Source organism: Micromonospora sp. NPDC047187, from assembly GCF_040643355.1.
Classification (GTDB): Bacteria; Actinomycetota; Actinomycetes; order Mycobacteriales; family Micromonosporaceae; genus Micromonospora; species Micromonospora salmantinae.
This window is the reverse complement of record NZ_JBEYUF010000005.1, coordinates 224,349-241,396: the sequence shown is the minus strand read 5'-3', so window position 1 is coordinate 241,396 and position 17,048 is coordinate 224,349. Positions and strand designations below refer to the sequence as shown.

The window sequence follows — 17,048 nt, the reverse complement described above, 5'->3', positions numbered from 1 at the left end:
ACCCCGGGCCGGGCCGGGGTGGGGGTGGGTTATTGGGGGCGGGTTTCTTCGGGGCCTACGAAGGCTTCGCTGCGGGCGTCGCCGTCGTCGCTGCCGCCGAAGACACGGGCGTCGTCGGGCGCCTCGGTGTCGGACAGGCGGCGGGCCGGCCGCCTCGGCTGCACCCACTGCCAGGACAGGTTGCTGTTGGAGTCGCCCAGTTCGGTGCGCAGCCGGGGCATGGCGGTCGGGCGGTTGTCCCGGATCCAGGCGACCAGGTGCTCCCGGACGAGGCAGCGCAGGTCCCACAGACTGCCCGCGTCGGCGGCGCTGACCAGCGCGCGCAACCGGACCATTCCGCCGGTGGCGTCGGTGACCTGCAGGACGCAGACCCGCCCGTCCCACAGCTCGGTGCCCTCGACGAGGCGCCGCAGCTCCTCGCGCATGATCTGCACCGGCACCGCCCAGTCGACGTCGAATTCGGCGGTGCCGAGCACCGCCGCCTCCGTCCGGGTCCAGTTCTGGAACGGCTTGCTGGTGAAGTACGAGGTGGGCAGGATCAACCGGCGGTCGTCCCAGATCTGCACCACGACGTAGCTGAGTGTCAGTTCCTCGATGCGACCCCACTCCCCCTCGACGACGACCACGTCGTCGAGCCGGACGGCGTCGCTGAAGGCGAGTTGGAGGCCGGCGAAGACGTTGCCGAGCAGGCTCTGTGCGGCGAGCGCGGCCACCACACCGACCACACCGGCCGAGGTCAGCACACCGGCGCCGATGCCCCGCACGCTGGGGAACGTCATCAGCATCACGCCGACGGCCAGGATGACGATCACCGCGATGGTCAGTCGGCGCAGCATCACCACCTGGGTCCGGACCCGCCGGGCGTGCCGGTTGTCCGGTACGTCGACCCGGAACCGGGCCAGCGCGGTGTCCTCCACGACGAGCAGCAGACCGGCGACCAGCCAGGCGAGGGTGGCGATGACGCCGAGGATGAGCAGGTGCAGCAGCAGCCGACGCCAGCTCTCGCCGACCGCGTACCCGGTGCTGAAGCGGACGGCGAACTGCACGGCCAGGACCGTTGCGGCGACCTGGAACGGGCGGTGCGCGTGGTCGGTCAGCTCGGTCAACAGCAGTGACCGGCGGCCGAACCGCCGGGTCAACCGGTGGACGACCTCGACCAGGAACAGGGCGACCGCCGCCGCGACGAGCGCGGCGACGGCCGTTTCGAGATAGTTCTGCACGGCTTCGGTGCTCCCCTTCGACCAGGCGTCGGGCACTTCGGGCAAAAGCCCAAGAGTGCCCGACAGCCCGGGAATCGACCAGTTCAGACCTTGCGGTACCGGGACTGGAGGAAGCAGTAGACGCCGAAGGCGGCGATGCCGAGGGCGACCAGGGTCAGCAGGAACATGCCGTAGGACTGCTCACGCAGGGCGTGCAGCGCGGCGTCCAGACCACGGGCCTTCTCCGGGTCGTAGTTCACCGCGGCCACGATGACCAGCAGACCGGCGATGCCGTACGCGACGCCCTTGGCGATGTATCCGGCCATGCCCAGCCGGCGGGCGAGCTGGCGGGTCTTCGGGTTCATCTCGCCGGTCTTGAGGTGCTTCTCGAACTTCTTCCGGGCGCCGTAGATCACCAGGCCGATGCCGATCGCGGCGACGACCAGGCCGGCCAGGCCGACCAGCCACCGGCCACCGCTGGAGGTCATCAGCTTGCCGGTCAACGCCTCCTGCTGGTCGGCGCTGTTCGACCCGGCGTCGGAGAAGACCTTGAAGGCGGTCCAGGCGAAGTAGAGGTAGACGATGGTCCGGCCGGCCGAGGCGACCCGTTCCATCACCCGCTCCTTGCCGCGCTCGGCGCGGTGCCCGACCGCCGCCTCCAGCGCCTGCCAGATCGCCATCGCGAGCAGGCCGACAGCGACGGCGATGACCAGGAACTTGCCGAGGGGCTGCGCGGAGAGGGTACGCAGCGCGCCGGACTGGTCGCCGTCGTCGGACGACGTGCCGAACGCGATCTGCAACGCCAACCAGGCGAAGAGGAGGTGGACGATGCCGTAGCCGATGAAGCCGGCCCGGGCGAGGAGTTCCAGCCACCGGCTGTCCGCCGTACGGGAGGCGGTGGCTTCGGCGCTACGGGTAAGTGACATGGCGTCACAATCTCCGATTCTGAAGATTCCCAAACGTCGGCCACCGCCGCCCGCCCGGGTCAGCTACCCGGGTTGCGCGCTACGCGAATCTTGACCTGTTGGTCGGTCACGCTGTCCAGGGTGACAGCGAAGCCCCCGGCCTCGGCGGCCTGCTGGCCGGTGGTGAGGGTGAGCTGCTCACCGGCGACCTCGACGGTCACCTGGTCACCCTCGGCGCCGACCAGCTTGGCCTCGACGCCCAGGATGGTGGCGCTGGCGTCGACACCCCGCTCGAAGGTGACGGTGCAGGCGTCCAGCCCGCAGTCGGTGGAGGCGCCCTGGGAGCTGCACCCGGCGAGCACGGCGAGGCCGAGCGCCAGACCGGCGAAGAGACCGGCGGCGCGGCGGACGGTGGGAATGGGCACGGTGGCGGGTCGGTTCGTCACCCCGCCAAGAGTACGAGACATCCGCGACGGCACCGCCCAACGGTGATCACCTGGCGGCCGGGAAGGGTACGGGGAGCACCGGCTAGGGTCCGGGACATGCCGTTCGACATCGCCCGCACCCGGGCCGCGTACCCCGCCCTGACCGAGGGCTTCGTCCACTTCGACGGTGCCGGCGGCACCCAGACCGCGGCCGGTGTGATCGACGCGGTCACCGACGCCATGCGGTCGGCGGTGGGCAACCGCAGCGCCGCCTTCCTACCGGGTCGCCGGTCGTTGGAGCTGGTGGCCGAGGCCCGCTCGGCGGTGGCCGACCTGCTCGGCGCCGACCCGGCCGGGGTGGTGCTCGGCCCGAGCGCTACCGCGCTGACGTACACCCTGGCCCGCACGCTCGGCGCGGCCTGGCACCCGGGTGACGAGGTGGTGGTCTCCCGGCTCGACCACGACGCGAACGTGCGGCCGTGGGTGCAGGCCGCCGAGGCGGCCGGCGCGACGGTGCGGTGGGCCGAGGTCGACCGGCACACCGGTGAACTCCCCGCGGCACAGTACGCGGACCTGGTGGGTGAGCGGACCCGGTTGGTGGCGGTCACCGCCGGCAGCAACGCCATCGGCACCATGCCGGACGTGCCGGCGATCGCCAAGATCGCGCACGCGGTCGGCGCGCTGGTCTACGTCGACGGCGTGCACTCGGTGCCGCACGGGCCGACCGACCTGGCCTCGCTCGGCGCCGACGTGCTGGTCACCAGCGCGTACAAGTGGTCCGGCCCGCACCTGGCGGCGATGGTGGCGGACCCGGCCCGGTGGGCGGCGTTGCGCCCGGCGAAGCTGGTGCCGTCCTCCGACGCGGTGCCGGACCGGTTCGAGTACGGCACGCCGAGCTTCCCGCTGCTGGCCGGCGTGGCCGCGGCGGTGGATCACCTGGCGGGGCTGGACCCGGACGCGGTCGGGGACCGGCGGGCCCGGCTGCGGGCCGGGCTGGCCGCCGCCCAGGCGCACGAGGAGGCGCTACTGGACCGGCTGCTCGCCGGGCTGGCGCGGCGGCCGGCGATCACCGTCTACGGCTCGCCGGCGCGGCGCTGCCCGACGGTCTCGTTCCGGATCGCCGGGATGTCCCCGACGGCCACCCAGGAGGCGTTGGGCGACGCCGGGTTCTGCCTCTCCGTCGGCGACTACTACGCCTACGAGTACTTCCAGCTGATGGGTCTGCGCGACAGCGGCGGGGCGGTGCGGGCCAGCATCTACCACTACAACACGGCCGACGAGGTGGACCGGTTGCTCGGCGAACTCGACGCGTTGGCCGAGCGGGCGGGGAGAATGGCCGGATGAGCACCCTGGTCGAGGACAACCCGGCGAAGCACCGCTTCGAGATCCTTGTCGACGACGCGCTGGCCGGCTTCACCGCGTACCTGCCGCGCGGGGAGGTCCTGGTCTTCACCCACACCGAGGTGGACCGGGGCTTTCAGGGCAAGGGGGTGGGTGGCACGCTGATCCGCGGCACCCTGGACCAGCTCCGGGCCCGCGGCACGACAGTGGTGCCGCAGTGCCCCTTCATGGCCGCGTTCATCGACAAGCACCCCGAGTACGCCGACCTGGTCGCCGACCTCCCGTAGCGCGGACCGTCAGCGGACGCCGGTGAGCACCTCGGCGGCGGCCTGCCCGCTGGCCCGGGTGGCGCCGTGGGTGGCCAGGTGCACCGCCCCGGTGACCAGCTCGGGCACGCCCAACTCGACCACTACGGCGTCCGGCCGGGCGGCCAACGCGCGGTGCACGGCGGCGCGCATCCAGTCGTGCCGGTGCTGGTCGCGGACGACCAGGACCAGAGGGCGGCTGCCCGCACCGGCGCTCGGGTCGGCTGGGACGTCGGGTTCGGCGTAGCGGACCGTGCTGGTGCCGGGCAGCAGCTCGGTCAGTGGTCCGCCGATGCCCCACGGGGTCTCGGCGCCGATGGCGATGTTGCGCAGCGGCTCGAACTCGACGACGTGTGCCGCGCGGGTCAGGGGCAGCGCGACAGTCGTGCCCGGGGCGGCGGTGACCCGGACGGCCCGGCGGGCGGCGACCAGGCCGACGTCGGCGGTGGCGCGCGCTCCGGCCGAGCCGGAGCTGCGGGCGGCCACCGTCCAGGCGGCGAGTTGACCGACGCGCTTGGCGGCCTCGGCGAGACGTTCCTCGGGCAGCTCACCGGAGACGACGGCGGCCACGATGGCGTCGCGCAGCTCGCCGGCGGCCTGCTCGTCGGCCCGTTCGCCGCCGATGCAGATGGCGTCGGCCCCGGCGGCGAGGGCGCGGACCGTCGCCCCGGCGAAGCCGTACCGGTCGGCGACCGCGCGCATCTCCATCGCGTCGGTGACCACCACGCCGGAGAAGCCCAGCTCGTCGCGGAGCAACCCGCCCAGGATGCGCTGACTCAGCGTCGCCGGCAGGTGCGGGTCGAGCGCGGGCACCAGCAGGTGACCGGTCATCACCGCCTGCACCCCGGCGGCCACGGCGGCGCGGAACGGGGCCAGTTCGCAGGCGTCCAGCCGGTCCCGGTCGGCGGTGATCCGGGGCAGGTCGTGGTGTGAGTCGACCCGGGTGTCGCCGTGCCCGGGGAAGTGTTTGGCGCAGGCCGCGACGCCGCCGGCCTGGAGCCCGCGGACCCAGGCGGCGGTGTGCCGCGCGACCAGCACCGGGTCGGCGCCGAAGGAGCGGACGCCGATCACCGGGTTCGCCGGGTTGGAGTTGACGTCGGCGTCCGGGGCGTAGTTGAGGGTGACCCCCGCCGCGGCCAGCTCGGCGCCGAGGTCCCGGGCGACGGCCTCGGTCAGCTCCGGGTCGTCGACAGCGCCGAGGGCGAAGTTGCCGGGCCGGGAGCTGCCGTGCACCGACTCCAGCCGGGTGACGTCGCCGGCCTCCTCGTCGATCGCCACGATGACGTCCGGCCGTTCCGCGCGCAGCGTCGCGGTGAGCGCGGCCACCTGCTCGGTGTCGACGACGTTGCGAGCGAAGAGCACCACCGAGCCGAGACCCTCGCCGAGCCAGCGGCACACCCATGGTGGTGGGGTGGTGCCGACGAAGCCGGGTTGCAGGACGGCGGCGGCGAGCGCCGGGAGGTGCCCGTTGGTAGTGGTCACTCCGCCCCCTCGCAGTGATCGATGTCGATCACCGGCGACGGTGCGCCCCCGTCGATCCGCTGGTTGCGCTCGCTCATGCGGCCCCCGTACCCCATCTCTCGCGCGCCCTCGGCGCACCGCCACCGGCAGGCGGTCCTGCCATGGTCACACTGAGCGATTCAATAGTCAATAAACCTTACAGTTGCCTGGCGGCCCGCTTCCCGGGGAGAGTGCGGGGATGGATCCCGTCCTGCTGGCCGACGCGACGAGCCCGGCCGACATCCCCGGCGTACGCCTGCTCGGCCTGGTGGTCGGCGCGCTGCTGCTCCTCGCCGCGATCCGGGCGATGTTCGGTCGACGCTGAGCGAGCCGTGCCGATCCGGGCCCGGCGGTCCGGGTGTGGTCCCCCACGACCGGGGTACGGCTCTTGCCATCAGCAGGTCCGCGTGCCGAAGGGGTAAGCCATGAAGATCGGATATTTCCTGTCCAGTGAGGAGTTCACGCCAGCCGAGTTGCTGGAGCAGGCGCGCGGTGCCGAACGGGCCGGCTTCGAGGCGCTGTGGATCTCCGACCACTACCACCCCTGGGTGGACGCACAGGGCCAGAGCCCGTTCGTCTGGTCGATGATCGGCGCGCTCAGCCAGGTCTGTTCGCTGCCGGTGACCACGGCGGTGACCTGCCCGACAGTGCGGATCCACCCGGCCGTGATCGCGCAGGCGGCGGCGACCAGCGCGGTGCTGCACGGTGGGCGCTTCGTGCTCGGTGTCGGCACCGGCGAGGCACTCAACGAGCACATCTTCGGCGACGCCTGGCCGCAGGCCGACGTCCGGCTGGAGATGCTGGAGGAGGCAGTCGAGGTGCTGCGCGCGCTGTGGGGCGGTGGCTTCGTCAACCACCACGGCAAGCACTACACAGTGGAGAACGCCCGGATCTACACGCTGCCCGACTCTCCCCCGTCGATCTACGTCTCCGGCTTCGGGCCGAAGTCCATCGACCTGGCCGCGCGGATCGGTGACGGCTACGTGAGCACGATGCCCGACGGCGAGATGGTCCGGCGCTTCCGCGAGAACGGCGGCGGCGACAAGCCGTGCCAGGCCGGCTTCAAGGCGGCGTACGCGGACAGCGAGGAGGAGGGGCTGCGCATCGCGTACGAGCGCTGGCCGAACGCGGGGGTGCCGGGTGAGCTGTCCCAGGTGCTGCCCTCGCCGCGGCACTTCGAGCAGGCCGCCGAGTTGGTCAAGCCGGAGATGCTGAAGGACGCGTTCGTCTGCGGCAACAGCGCCGACGCGCACCTGGAGATGATCGACCAGTACGCCAAGGCCGGCTTCGACGAGGTCTACGTGGCCAACACCGGCCCGCACTACCAGGGTCTGTTCGACCTCTACCAGCGCGAGGTCCTGCCCCGCCTGCGCTGAGTCGGCCATCAACGAGCCCATGATCGTCCGAATGCGTTTCGGCGGTCATGGGCTCGGGTACCTCCGGCCCTCGATGAAACTGTCCACGCACTCGATGACGTTGCGCCGCGCGGCCCGCAGCCTTTTCGGCTGGAAGGCGCTACGGCCCAACCAACTGGCCGCCATGCGCGCCGTGATGAAGCGACGCGACGCCCTGGTGGTGTTGCCCACCGGCGCCGGCAAGTCGGCGATCTACCAGATCCCGGCCAGCCTGATCCCCGGACCCACAGTGGTGATCTCCCCGCTGCTGGCCCTCCAGCAGGATCAGATCGCCTCCCTCAACGAGCGGCAACGCCCGGAGCTGCGGGCGGTGCGGATCAGCTCGAACGAGTCGCCGACCCAGCAGGCCGAGGCGATCACCGAGATCCGCGAGGGCCGGGCGGAGTTCCTCTTCATCACCCCGGAACAGCTCAGCAACCCGGACCGGATGGCCGAGGTCGCCGAACTGAAGCCGGCCCTGGTGGCGATCGACGAGGCGCACTGCATCTCCGCGTGGGGGCACGACTTCCGCCCCGACTACCTGGCCCTCGGGCACCTCATCGACGGCATCGGCCGACCGCCGGTGGTCGCGCTGACCGCCACCGCCTCCCCTCCGGTACGCGACGACATCATCGCCCGGCTGCGACTGCGCGAGCCGGAGGTGGTGGTCTCCGGACTGGACCGGCCGAACCTGTTCGTCGAGGTCGCGCACTGCCCCACCGAGGACTACCGGTGGCGGCGGCTGATCGCGCTGCTGAGCGACGACGAGCGGCCCGGGATCATCTACGTGCCGACCCGTCGCGCCGCCGAGGAGCTGGCCACCCGGTTGACCGACGCCGGCTACCCGGCGCAGTTCTACCACGGTGGGATGGCGGCCGGCGCACGCCACGAACTGCACGAGGCGTTCCTCGCCGACCAGGTCCCCATCATGGTGGCGACCTCGGCGTTCGGCATGGGCATCGACAAGCCCAACATCGCCTGGGTGGTGCACATGGCGCTGCCCGACTCACCGGACAGCTACTTCCAGGAGATCGGCCGGGCCGGCCGCGACGGGCAACCGGCCCGGGTGCTGCTGCTCTGGCAGGCCGAGGACGTGGGCCTGCAACGGTTCTTCAGCGGCGGCCTGCCCGACGTCGACGAGCTGCGCGACCTCGCCGCGCTGCTGCGTCGCGAGCCGGCCACCAAGACCGGACTGCGCGAGACCACCGGCCTCGGGCCGCGCAAGCTGGGCCAGTACCTCTCCCTGTTGGAGCAGGTCGGGGCGGCCGAACCGCGCGCACGACAGCGCATCGGCGCGCCCCGTTACTCCCCCACCCCGACCGACGCCGCCGCGGCGGCGCTGGCAGAGGCGGAGCGCCAGCAGACCGTGACCCGGTCCCGCACCGACATGATGCGGGCCTTCGCCGAGACCCGGGCCTGCCGGGGGCAGACCCTGCTGGCCTACTTCGGCGAGCAGATGACGCAGGTCTGCGGCCACTGCGACAACTGCCACAACGGCACCAGCGTGGCCGACCAGGGCGCTGTGGGCCCGTTCCCGGTGCACAGCCAGGTGCGGCACCCGGAGTGGGGGTCCGGCATGGTGCTCTCCTACGAGGAGGACAAGATGACGGTCCTGTTCGAGGAGGTCGGGTACAAGACGTTGTCCGTGCGCGTGGTGTCCGAACAGGGCCTGCTGACCCTGGACTAGCCTGACCCGGGCGCCACTTTCGGGCCCGGTGGATCGACCAAGCAGAGCACCGATTGACCAAGCAGAGCAGGGCGGAAGGGGCGTTGTCGTGATCGAGCAGCCGGCGTACACCGGGTTCGGTTTCTCCGACGAGGAGTGGGGGCTGCTGGTCGGCCTGCCGCAGTCGGTGCTGACCGCGGCGAGCGCCGCCGAGTCCGACGGCACCCGCCGGACCATGGCGGAGACCGCGGCCGGGCTGGAGACCATCGCCGCCGGCCGGGAGTCGGCCAGCCCGCTCGTCGCCGCCGTGGCCGGCGAGATCGTCACCCGGGTCGGTGACCCGGACACCGGCGAGGAGTTGCCGGTCATCGCGCCCGCCGACCCCGCGGCGTACATCGACGACGTGCTGCTGCGGGCCGGTGAGGCCGGCGCGTTGCTGGCCGCGCGGGTCGACGAGGGTGAGGCCGGCGCGTACAAGCACTGGCTCGTGAAGATCGCCGAGCAGGTGGTGGGCGCCGCGTCCAGCGGTGGGCTGCTGGGCATCGGCGGCGAGTCGGTCAGCGACTCCGAGCGGCGTTTCCGCGACCGGCTCGCGCACGTGCTCATCGACTGACCGACGACAACGACGTATCGGCCGGACCGGTCGGCTCGACGGCCAGCGCCGTGGAGTCGGCCGGTCGGACGCCGCGCAGCGCGACCAGCGCGGTGACCGCGCCCAGCAGCATCACCGCCATGGCGGCGTACGCGGCCAGGTGCAGCCCGTCGGTGAACGCGACAGCGGCGGCGTGCCGCACCGCGTCGGCCAGCTCCGCCGGCAGCTCCTGGGCGACCGCGAGCGCACCGCCCAAAGTCTCCCGGGCCGCGGCGGCGGTGTCGGCGGGCAGCCCGGCCGGCAGGCCGTCGACGATCTCGCGGTGGTAGACCGCCGCGCCCACGCTGCCCAGGATCGCCATTCCCAGCGCACCGCCCAGCTCGCTGCTGGATTCGGTCAGCGCCGACGCGACACCGGCCTGCTCGGGCGGCGCCGCGCCGAGGACCAGCTCGGTGACGAGGGACATCACCATCACCAGGCCGGCCGCGTAGACACTGGCGCCGACGAGCAGCAGCCACAGCGGCGTCTCCGGGGTGACCCGGGTCAACACCACGAAGCCGACCACGGCGATTCCGAACCCCGCACCGATCAGGTACGCCCGCTCGACGCGCTGGGCGAGGGCGGCGGCGGCCGGCGCGACTCCGCCCACGGCGAGGGACGGCACGAGGCTCCACAGCGCCGCCCGCAGCGGGCTCAGGCCGAGCACCAGTTGGAGGTGCTGGGTGGTGAAGATGGCGAAGCCGACGATGGCGAACATCGCCAGCAGGTTGACCGCGAGCGACCCGGCGAAGCCGCGACGGCGGAACAACGCGAGGTCCACCATCGGGTACGCCCGGGTCCGCTGCCGGTGCAGGAAGATCGCCCCCACCAGCAGACCGCCGACGATGGCGAGGACCCGCACCGGGCTGAGGCCGTCGCGGGCCATCTCCTTGATGCCGTAGATGACCGGCAGCAGCGCGCCGAGCGACAGTGCCGCGCTGACCAGGTCGAACCGCCCGGTGGCCGGGTTGCGGAACTCGGGCACCAGGAGCGGGACGAGCAGAAGCAGCATCAGCATCGCCGGGATGTTGATCAGGAAGATCGAGCCCCACCAGAAGTGCTCCAGCAGGATGCCGCTGAGCACCGGACCGATCGCGATACCACCGGTGAGGGTGGCGGTCCAGATGCCGATGGCGGTGCCGCGCTGCTTGGCGTCGTGGAACATGTTGCGCACCAGGGCGAGCGTCGAGGGCATCAGGGTGGCACCACCGACGCCGAGCAGGGCCCGCGCGGCGATCAACGTCGCGGTGCTGTCGGCGTACGCGGCCAGCAGCGACGCCGCGCCGAACGCGGTGGCCCCGATCAACAGGAGTCGGCGCCGGCCGATCCGGTCACCCAGAGCGCCCATGGTGATGAGCAGCCCGGCCAGCACGAAGCCGTAGATGTCGAAGATCCATAGCTGCTCAGTCGCGGTGGGGCGCAACTCCGCGCTGATGAACGGGACGGCGAAGTAGAGCACCGACACGTCCATCGAGACCAGGAGCAGCGGCAGCATCAGCACCGTGAGCCCGATCCACTCCCGCCGGCCCGCTCGCGGTGCCGGTGTGGTGGTGACCGTCATGACCAGTTCTCCTTCTGCGTAGGGCGTACGCTGTTATGCGTAGACCATACGCAGAACTAGGATGGCGGGGCAAGGAGGAAATGTGGCGGCGAAGACAGACGACAGCGGGCCCGTACTCCCGCCGGCCATCGAGAGCGCCTGGGGGCTGCGGGAGCGGCAACCCAAGGGCCCACGGCCGGGAATGAGCGTGCCCGCCATCGTGGACGCCGCCGTACGCGTGGCCGACGCCGACGGTCTGGCGGCCGTCTCGATGAGCCGGGTGGCCAAGGAGCTGGGCGCCGCGACCATGGCCCTCTACCGGTACGTCGGCTCGAAGGACGAGCTGCTCATGCTCATGGTGGACACCGGGTACGGCCCATCCCCCGGGCCGCCCCCACCCGAGGACGACTGGCGCGCCGGCCTCACCCGTTGGGCCTGGGCCGAGCACGAGGTACTGCGGCAACGCTCCTGGCTGCTGCACGTGCCGATCAGCGGCCCACCGATCACCCCGCAGCAGCTCGGCTGGATGGAGGACGGGCTGCGCTGCCTCGACGGCACCACGCTCGGCGAGGGCGAGAAGATGTCGGTGCTCCTGCTGATCACCGGCTACGTCCGCAACGAGGCCACCCTCACGTCGCAGATCGCCGAGGGCAGCCGGGCGGCCGGCGTCGAGCCCAGCGAGATGATGCCGGCGTACAGCCGGCTGGTGACCCGGCTCATCGACCCGGCCCGCTTCCCCGCGCTGCACCGGGTGCTGAGCGCCGGCGTGCTCACCCAGGACGACGACCCCGACGACGAGTTCGCCTTCGGCCTGGACCGGATCCTCGACGGCGTCGAGGCGCTGATCCGACGCCGGGCGGGCTGAGGGAGCCCCATGCTGCCGAGACACACCATCGACACCACGGTCCTGCCACCGGGCGAACGGTTCGGCATGTGGCTGGACCTGGTCGCACGTACCTCAGCGCCGCTGCGCATCCAGTCCGCGCACAGCGACGACTTCGCCGCCCGCGCCGACTTCACCGCTCTCGGCCCGATCCAGCTGGTGCAGTACGAGTACCCGTCGCTGGACGCCACCCGTACCCGGAAGCTGGTCCGTCAGTCCGACCCGGAGCTGTACATCCTCGCCCTCACCACCGGCGGCCTCGGCACGTCCAGCCAGGACGGTCGCCGCAGCGAGATCCTGGCCGGCGAGTTCACCTTCTACGACGCGTCCCGGCCGCACGTCGTCTGCCACCACGCGACCGAGCCCGAGCGGAACCAGGCCACCTCGATCATCACGATGATCCCGCACGCCGCGCTGCCACTGCCACCACAGCGGATGGCCGCGCTCTACGGCGGCCGGATGTCCGGCAGCGAGGGGATCGGGGCGTTGCTCGCGCAGTTCCTGCTCCAGGTGACCGGGCACCCCGAGCAGTACCACGCCGCCGACGCCAGCCGGCTCGGCGCGGTGGGGCTCGACCTGGCCACCACCATGCTCGGCCGGCACCTCGTCGCCGAGGACGCCGTGCCCACCGAGGTCCGCCGCCGGGCGCTGCTCACCCAGGTGCAGTCGTACATCCACAGTCACCTCGGCGACGCGACGCTCGGCCCGCAGGTGGTCGCCGACGCCCACCACATCTCGGTGCGGTCCCTGCACCGATTGTTCGAGGCCGAGGACGCCACTGTGGCGTCGTACATCCGGGATCTGCGGCTGGCCCGGTGCCGGCGCGACCTGACCGACCCGGCGCTGCGCAGGCAGCCCGTGCAGACCGTCGCGGCGCGGTGGGGTTTTTCCGACAAGGCCCACTTCAGCCGGGCATTCCGGGCCGCGTACGGCACCACCCCGCAGGAACACCGTGACAGTGGCTCGGATTTGGCGCGGATCGTCAACCGCCAGGCGTCCACGGTCAACTCGCTGCCGGCAGACTGACACCAACGCGGCCGGCCATCACCTGGTGGGCCGCCAACGGGGGCCGTGGCGAGGCGCCCGCCGCTCGCGCGGCGGGCGGCCGCCCGGTGGCACCCCGCTGACGCCGAGGCTCCGGCTCCGTCGCGCTTCCCCCCAGAATCGCCGACGGGGCCGGTCAGGCCCCCTCCAGCAGCTTCAGGACGACCTGCTCCGCCTCCTCGCGAGGCGCCTGCGGGTCCACCGACGCCACCACCCCGTCGTGGTAGAGGTCGACCACCCGAGGGTCCACGTAGGACGCGCGAGCCACCGTCGGCGTGTTGCCCAGCAGCTCCGCCACCTCACGCATCACGGCGACCACCGCCTTCCGCCGGGCGGTCACCGAGCGGGCCGGACCGGCGGTGGCCAACTCGGTGGCCGCGAGCACCGTGGCGTGCCAGGTGCGGAAGTCCTTCGCTGTCATCTCCCCACCGCTGGCGTCGCGCAGGTAACCGTTGACCTCGTCGCTACGCACGTCGCGCCACTCCCGGCCGTCCCAGTAGCCGAACAGCCGCTCCGCCCGTCGCCGACGACGGCGCAGATTCACCAGCACCTGGCACAGCTCCGGGTCCTCGATCCGGCGTACCTGCTCGATGCCCCCCTTCGCGGGAAACACGAACACCACGCAGCCGCTCCGGGACCGGGCATGCTCGGGGCGCAGGGTGGACACCCCGTACGTCGGGTCGTCGCCGTTCGCGTACTGGTCACTGCCGACCCGGAACATCCCCATGTCCAGCAGGCGGGTCACCGTCGCCAGCACCCGGTCCCGGCCCAGTCCACGGCCGTCCAGGTCGCGCCCCACCCGTTCGCGCAGCGCCGGTAGCCGCCGGGCCACCTCCAGCATGTGGTCGAACTTCGCCTCGTCCTGCTTCTCCCGCCACCGCGGGTGGTAGATGTACTGCTTGCGCCCGGCCGCGTCGATCCCGATCGCCTGGATGTGCCCGTTCGGGTGCGGCGCGATCCACACGTCCTGCCAGGCCGGCGGGATGACCAACTCCCGCAGCCGGGCCAGGACATCCGGATCCCGCACCGGAGCCCCGGACGAGTCGACGAAGAGCCAACCCCGTCCGCGCCGACGCCGTCCGTACCCCGGTCGACCCGGGTCGCTACGCCGCAACCGCACCGGAGACCCGCACCACCCTCTCCACCTCGGCCACGGCGACGAGCACCTCGTCAAGGCGCAGAGCCGCCATCGTCGGGTGGCTTCCTACCCCATCCCACCTGGACCAATCCGCCTCGCCGGCCCAGAGCACCCGGTGCCGTGGCCGGTCCGGTGGTGGCCCCCACAGCGCCGGCGGCACCGGCCCGAAGAGGACGACCGACGGGGTGCCGTACCCGGTGGCCAGGTGAGCGACCCCGGTGTCCCCGCTGACCACCAGCCGGGCGTCGGCCACCAGCGCGGCGAGCGCGCCCAGGTCGGTCCGGCCGGCCAGCACAGCCTCCGAGCTCAGGCCCGCCGCCTCGGCCACCCGGGCCGCCAGCGCCCGTTCGTCGGCCGAGCCGGTGAGCAGCACCCGGTGCCCCTGGTCGGTCAGTGCCCGGGCCAGCGCGGCGAACCGCTCGGCGGGCCACCGCTTGGCCGGGATCTTGCTGCCCGGGTGCAGCACCGTGACGCCGCTGGGCAGCCCCGCCGAAGGGGTCCGACGCAGGCTGAGGTCGGCGCGGTCGGCCGGGATGTCGTACCAGGACAGCAGCCGGCACCACCGGTCCACCTCGTGCTCGTCGACAGCCCAGCGCGGGCCGTCGGCGCAGCCGGCGTCCGGGCTGGCGAAGGCGAGCAGCCGACCGGGCCGGGTGGCCGCGAGCAGCCGGTGCGACTGCGGGCCGCGTCCGTGCAGGTTGACCGCGACCCGCGGGGCCGACTCCACCCGGAGAGGGCGATCCAGCCCTGCGGTGTCCACCAGCCGGTCGACGCCGCCGACCAGGTCGACCAGCGGGGCCAGCCAGCCGGGCGCGGCGAGCGCCAGCTCCCGCGACGGGTACGCGGCCCGAAGCGCCCGCAGCGCGGGCACCGCGGTCACCAGATCGCCGACGCCGAGGGCGCGCAGCACAAGGATCACGGGTACGAGGTCTCCTGCTCGGCGCAGACCACCATCTCGCGCACCGCGCAACCGGGCGGCTGGTTGAGCGCGAACATGATCGCGGCGGCGGTGTCGGCGGGCTCGTTGAGGTTCGCGTCCGGCCCCGGCTTGTACTGCGGGTCACGTTCGTCGAAGAACGCGGTGCGCATGCCACCCGGAATGAGCAGGGTGACGCCGACCTGACCGGCCAGCTCGGCGGCGAGGGCTCGGGTGAACCCCACCACGCCGAACTTCGCCGCGCAGTACGCGGTGGCGTCGCTGACCGCCTTGACGCCCAGGGTGGAGGCGACGGTGACGATGCGGCCCCGGGAGGTCAGCAGGAACGGCAGCGCGGCCCGGATCACCGCCGCGGTGGCCAGCAGGTCGACGGCGACGATCCGGTCCCAGGTCTCCCCCGGCAGGTCGGCGAGTCGGCCCGGCACGTCCGTGCCGGCGGCGGTCACCACCGCGTCCAGGCCACCGGCCTGCTCGGCGAGGTGCTGGGTGGCCACCTCGGCGGCACGCGTGTCGGCCAGGTCGCACTCGGTCCAGGACACCCCGTCGGCCGGCGGCTGCCGGTCCAGCACGAGCGGTCGGCCACCGGAGGCGGCCACCGCGGCGACCACCGCGGCGCCGAGGCCGCTGGCGCCGCCGGTGACCAGGACGGTGGGCCCGGCACCGGGCCGCGTGGCGGTCATCGGGTCCGCTCCGCGAGCGTGCGGACGATCAGGTCGGTGGTCGAACGACCGTCCAGATAGGGCACCACGACGGTGTTCCCACCCCAACGGCGCAGGACCTCCGCCTCCGGCAGTGTGGCGTTCGCGTCCCCACCGCCGGTGGCGTAGTCGCCGCCCTTGACCCACACGTCGGGGCGTACCCAGGACAGCGCCGTCTCCGGGGTCGGCTCGTCGAAGACGAGGACCGCGTCGACGCAGCTCAGCGCGGCCAGCAGTCGGGCGCGGTCGCCTTCGGACTGCACCGGCCGGTCCGGTCCCTTCAACCCGGCCACGCTGGCGTCGGAGTTCAGGCAGACGATCAGGCAGTCGCCGAGCTGCCGGGCCGCCTCCAGGGTGGCCACGTGCCCGGCGTGCAGCAGGTCGAAGCAACCGCCGGTCGCCACCACAGTGCCACCCGCGGCACGTATCTCACCCAGGAGCGTGGCGACGGCGGCGACTCCCACCCGGTCGGCCACCGCAGCACCTCGTGGTACCGGCTGGAGGGCTCGTGGCCCCGGCGCACTCCTGGCCCGCACCGCAGGCGCCGACGGAGGCAGTGCGGTGGCCACTCCCCCACCGGCCACGTACGCGGACGCCTCGGCGACCGCCACCTGCACCGCCTCGGAGACCAGCGCGCCCTGGGCCAGCGCGAGGCTGGCCGCCGCCGCGAACCGGTCGCCGGCGCCGCAGGTGTCCCCCTCGGCGCTACCCGGCGTCGGCACCACCAGCGGCGTCGACCCGGCGTGGCAGAGCAGCGCGCCGTCGCCGCCCAGCGTCACGGCGACCGCGCCGGCCCGCCAGCGCCGCCGTAGCCCCTGGGCGCCCCGGGACGCGGTGGCCAGTCGGGAGGCGCCGGGCAGCGCGGGGACCAGCTCGCGCACCTCGGACTCGTTCGGGGTGGCCAGGTGTACGCCGGGCACGGCCGCCGGGCCGCGCGGATGCGGGTCCCACACCACCGGCGCGCGGGTGGTGGCCAACGCGTCGCGTAGCGCGGGCTGCCGGGCCACCCCCCGGCCGTAGTCGCTGACCAGCACCGCCGACGCCGCGGCGATCACCCGGAGCACCTCGTCGGAGGGCTGACCCGGCTCCCCGGACGTGCCGCCCCGGTCGTGGCGCAGCAGCACCCGCCCCCGGGCCCGCAGCCGGATCTTCTCCGGCGTCGCGCCGGAGAGGGCCAGTGGGTACACCTGCACCCCGGCGGCGGCGAGCAGCGCGCTCAGTCGGGCCCCGCCGGCGTCGTCGGCGAGCGCTGTCACCAGCACCACCTCGGCGCCCTGCGCGGCGGCGAACACCGCCGCCAGCCCGGCGCCCCCCGGTCGGTCGGTGGCCACGGTCTCGTCGAGCACCGGCACCGGGGAGTCCGGGCAGAGCCGGTTCACCACACCTTCCACGTCCCGGTCGAGCAGGGTGTCCCCGAGCACCACCACCGGTCCCCTCACGCT

At 73.0% G+C, this 17,048-nt stretch carries 17 protein-coding genes; 8 read left to right on the top strand and 9 right to left on the bottom strand.

From position 1 onward, the window contains the following. Positions 1 to 29: 29 nt before the first annotated feature. From ABZ794_RS12160 to ABZ794_RS12150, 3 genes are all read right to left on the bottom strand, one after another. The gene (locus ABZ794_RS12160; RefSeq protein WP_210785238.1) at positions 30 to 1,220 is read right to left on the bottom strand and encodes a mechanosensitive ion channel domain-containing protein; all 1,191 of its coding nucleotides are present in this window, start codon (positions 1,218 to 1,220) and stop codon (positions 30 to 32) included. Positions 1,221 to 1,303: 83 nt separating this feature from the next. Continuing rightward, the gene (locus ABZ794_RS12155) at positions 1,304 to 2,125 is read right to left on the bottom strand and encodes a DUF1206 domain-containing protein (RefSeq protein ID WP_210785213.1); all 822 of its coding nucleotides are present in this window, start codon (positions 2,123 to 2,125) and stop codon (positions 1,304 to 1,306) included. Positions 2,126 to 2,184: 59 nt separating this feature from the next. Then, positions 2,185 to 2,550: a hypothetical protein gene (locus ABZ794_RS12150; protein ID WP_210785214.1), complete on the bottom strand. Its 366-nt coding sequence runs from the start codon at positions 2,548 to 2,550 to the stop codon at positions 2,185 to 2,187. 96 nt (positions 2,551 to 2,646) lie between these two features. On the opposite strand from ABZ794_RS12150, the gene ABZ794_RS12145 reads away from it, so the two are divergent. Both ABZ794_RS12145 and ABZ794_RS12140 read left to right on the top strand, forming a co-directional pair. Further along, positions 2,647 to 3,873 (top strand): cysteine desulfurase-like protein, encoded by a 1,227-nt coding sequence (locus ABZ794_RS12145; RefSeq protein WP_357515510.1) that lies wholly within the window; start codon positions 2,647 to 2,649, stop codon positions 3,871 to 3,873. Beyond that, a complete protein-coding gene (locus ABZ794_RS12140; protein WP_210785216.1) occupies positions 3,870 to 4,157 on the top strand; it encodes a GNAT family N-acetyltransferase in 288 nt (95 codons plus the stop codon). The genes ABZ794_RS12145 and ABZ794_RS12140 overlap by 4 nt, the downstream gene beginning before the upstream one ends. A gap of 9 nt (positions 4,158 to 4,166) precedes the next feature. Here ABZ794_RS12140 and ABZ794_RS12135 read toward each other — a convergent pair whose 3' ends face one another. Continuing rightward, positions 4,167 to 5,657 (bottom strand): glycoside hydrolase family 3 protein, encoded by a 1,491-nt coding sequence (locus ABZ794_RS12135; RefSeq protein ID WP_210785217.1) that lies wholly within the window; start codon positions 5,655 to 5,657, stop codon positions 4,167 to 4,169. 217 nt (positions 5,658 to 5,874) lie between these two features. Between ABZ794_RS12135 and ABZ794_RS12130 the strand changes: the two genes are divergently transcribed. From ABZ794_RS12130 to ABZ794_RS12115, 4 genes are all read left to right on the top strand, one after another. After that, on the top strand, positions 5,875 to 6,000 hold the full coding sequence (locus tag ABZ794_RS12130; RefSeq protein ID WP_255750123.1) for a hypothetical protein: 126 nt from the start codon (positions 5,875 to 5,877) through the stop codon (positions 5,998 to 6,000). Between the two features lie 100 nt (positions 6,001 to 6,100). Then, positions 6,101 to 7,051: a TIGR03557 family F420-dependent LLM class oxidoreductase gene (locus ABZ794_RS12125; protein ID WP_357515507.1), complete on the top strand. Its 951-nt coding sequence runs from the start codon at positions 6,101 to 6,103 to the stop codon at positions 7,049 to 7,051. 73 nt (positions 7,052 to 7,124) lie between these two features. Then, the gene (locus tag ABZ794_RS12120) at positions 7,125 to 8,756 is read left to right on the top strand and encodes a RecQ family ATP-dependent DNA helicase (RefSeq protein ID WP_357515506.1); all 1,632 of its coding nucleotides are present in this window, start codon (positions 7,125 to 7,127) and stop codon (positions 8,754 to 8,756) included. Positions 8,757 to 8,844: 88 nt separating this feature from the next. Next, positions 8,845 to 9,348: a hypothetical protein gene (locus tag ABZ794_RS12115; protein ID WP_357515504.1), complete on the top strand. Its 504-nt coding sequence runs from the start codon at positions 8,845 to 8,847 to the stop codon at positions 9,346 to 9,348. Here the strand turns inward: ABZ794_RS12115 and ABZ794_RS12110 are convergent. Next, positions 9,338 to 10,927: an MFS transporter gene (locus ABZ794_RS12110; protein WP_357515502.1), complete on the bottom strand. Its 1,590-nt coding sequence runs from the start codon at positions 10,925 to 10,927 to the stop codon at positions 9,338 to 9,340. The two genes, ABZ794_RS12115 and ABZ794_RS12110, sit on opposite strands and share 11 nt — an antisense overlap. A gap of 82 nt (positions 10,928 to 11,009) precedes the next feature. On the opposite strand from ABZ794_RS12110, the gene ABZ794_RS12105 reads away from it, so the two are divergent. Together ABZ794_RS12105 and ABZ794_RS12100 are read left to right on the top strand one after the other, a co-directional pair. Continuing rightward, complete coding sequence (locus tag ABZ794_RS12105) at positions 11,010 to 11,771, top strand: TetR/AcrR family transcriptional regulator (protein ID WP_357515500.1); 762 nt, start codon at positions 11,010 to 11,012, stop codon at positions 11,769 to 11,771. Between the two features lie 9 nt (positions 11,772 to 11,780). Further along, positions 11,781 to 12,815, top strand: coding sequence for a helix-turn-helix domain-containing protein (locus ABZ794_RS12100; protein WP_210785223.1), 1,035 nt, complete (start codon positions 11,781 to 11,783; stop codon positions 12,813 to 12,815). Between the two features lie 154 nt (positions 12,816 to 12,969). On the opposite strand, the gene ABZ794_RS12095 is transcribed toward ABZ794_RS12100, so the two are convergent. From ABZ794_RS12095 to ABZ794_RS12080, 4 genes are read right to left on the bottom strand one after another with little or no spacing between them, the layout of a single operon-like run. Next, the gene (locus tag ABZ794_RS12095; protein ID WP_210785224.1) at positions 12,970 to 13,953 is read right to left on the bottom strand and encodes a DNA topoisomerase IB; all 984 of its coding nucleotides are present in this window, start codon (positions 13,951 to 13,953) and stop codon (positions 12,970 to 12,972) included. Continuing rightward, positions 13,937 to 14,890 (bottom strand): glycosyltransferase family 9 protein, encoded by a 954-nt coding sequence (locus tag ABZ794_RS12090; RefSeq protein WP_210785225.1) that lies wholly within the window; start codon positions 14,888 to 14,890, stop codon positions 13,937 to 13,939. The genes ABZ794_RS12095 and ABZ794_RS12090 overlap by 17 nt, the downstream gene beginning before the upstream one ends. After that, positions 14,887 to 15,588: an SDR family oxidoreductase gene (locus tag ABZ794_RS12085; protein ID WP_210785226.1), complete on the bottom strand. Its 702-nt coding sequence runs from the start codon at positions 15,586 to 15,588 to the stop codon at positions 14,887 to 14,889. Before ABZ794_RS12085 ends, ABZ794_RS12090 begins: the two co-directional genes overlap by 4 nt. Beyond that, on the bottom strand, positions 15,585 to 17,045 hold the full coding sequence (locus ABZ794_RS12080) for a PfkB family carbohydrate kinase (RefSeq protein ID WP_357515497.1): 1,461 nt from the start codon (positions 17,043 to 17,045) through the stop codon (positions 15,585 to 15,587). The genes ABZ794_RS12085 and ABZ794_RS12080 overlap by 4 nt, the downstream gene beginning before the upstream one ends. Between the last annotated feature and the right edge of the window lie 3 nt (positions 17,046 to 17,048).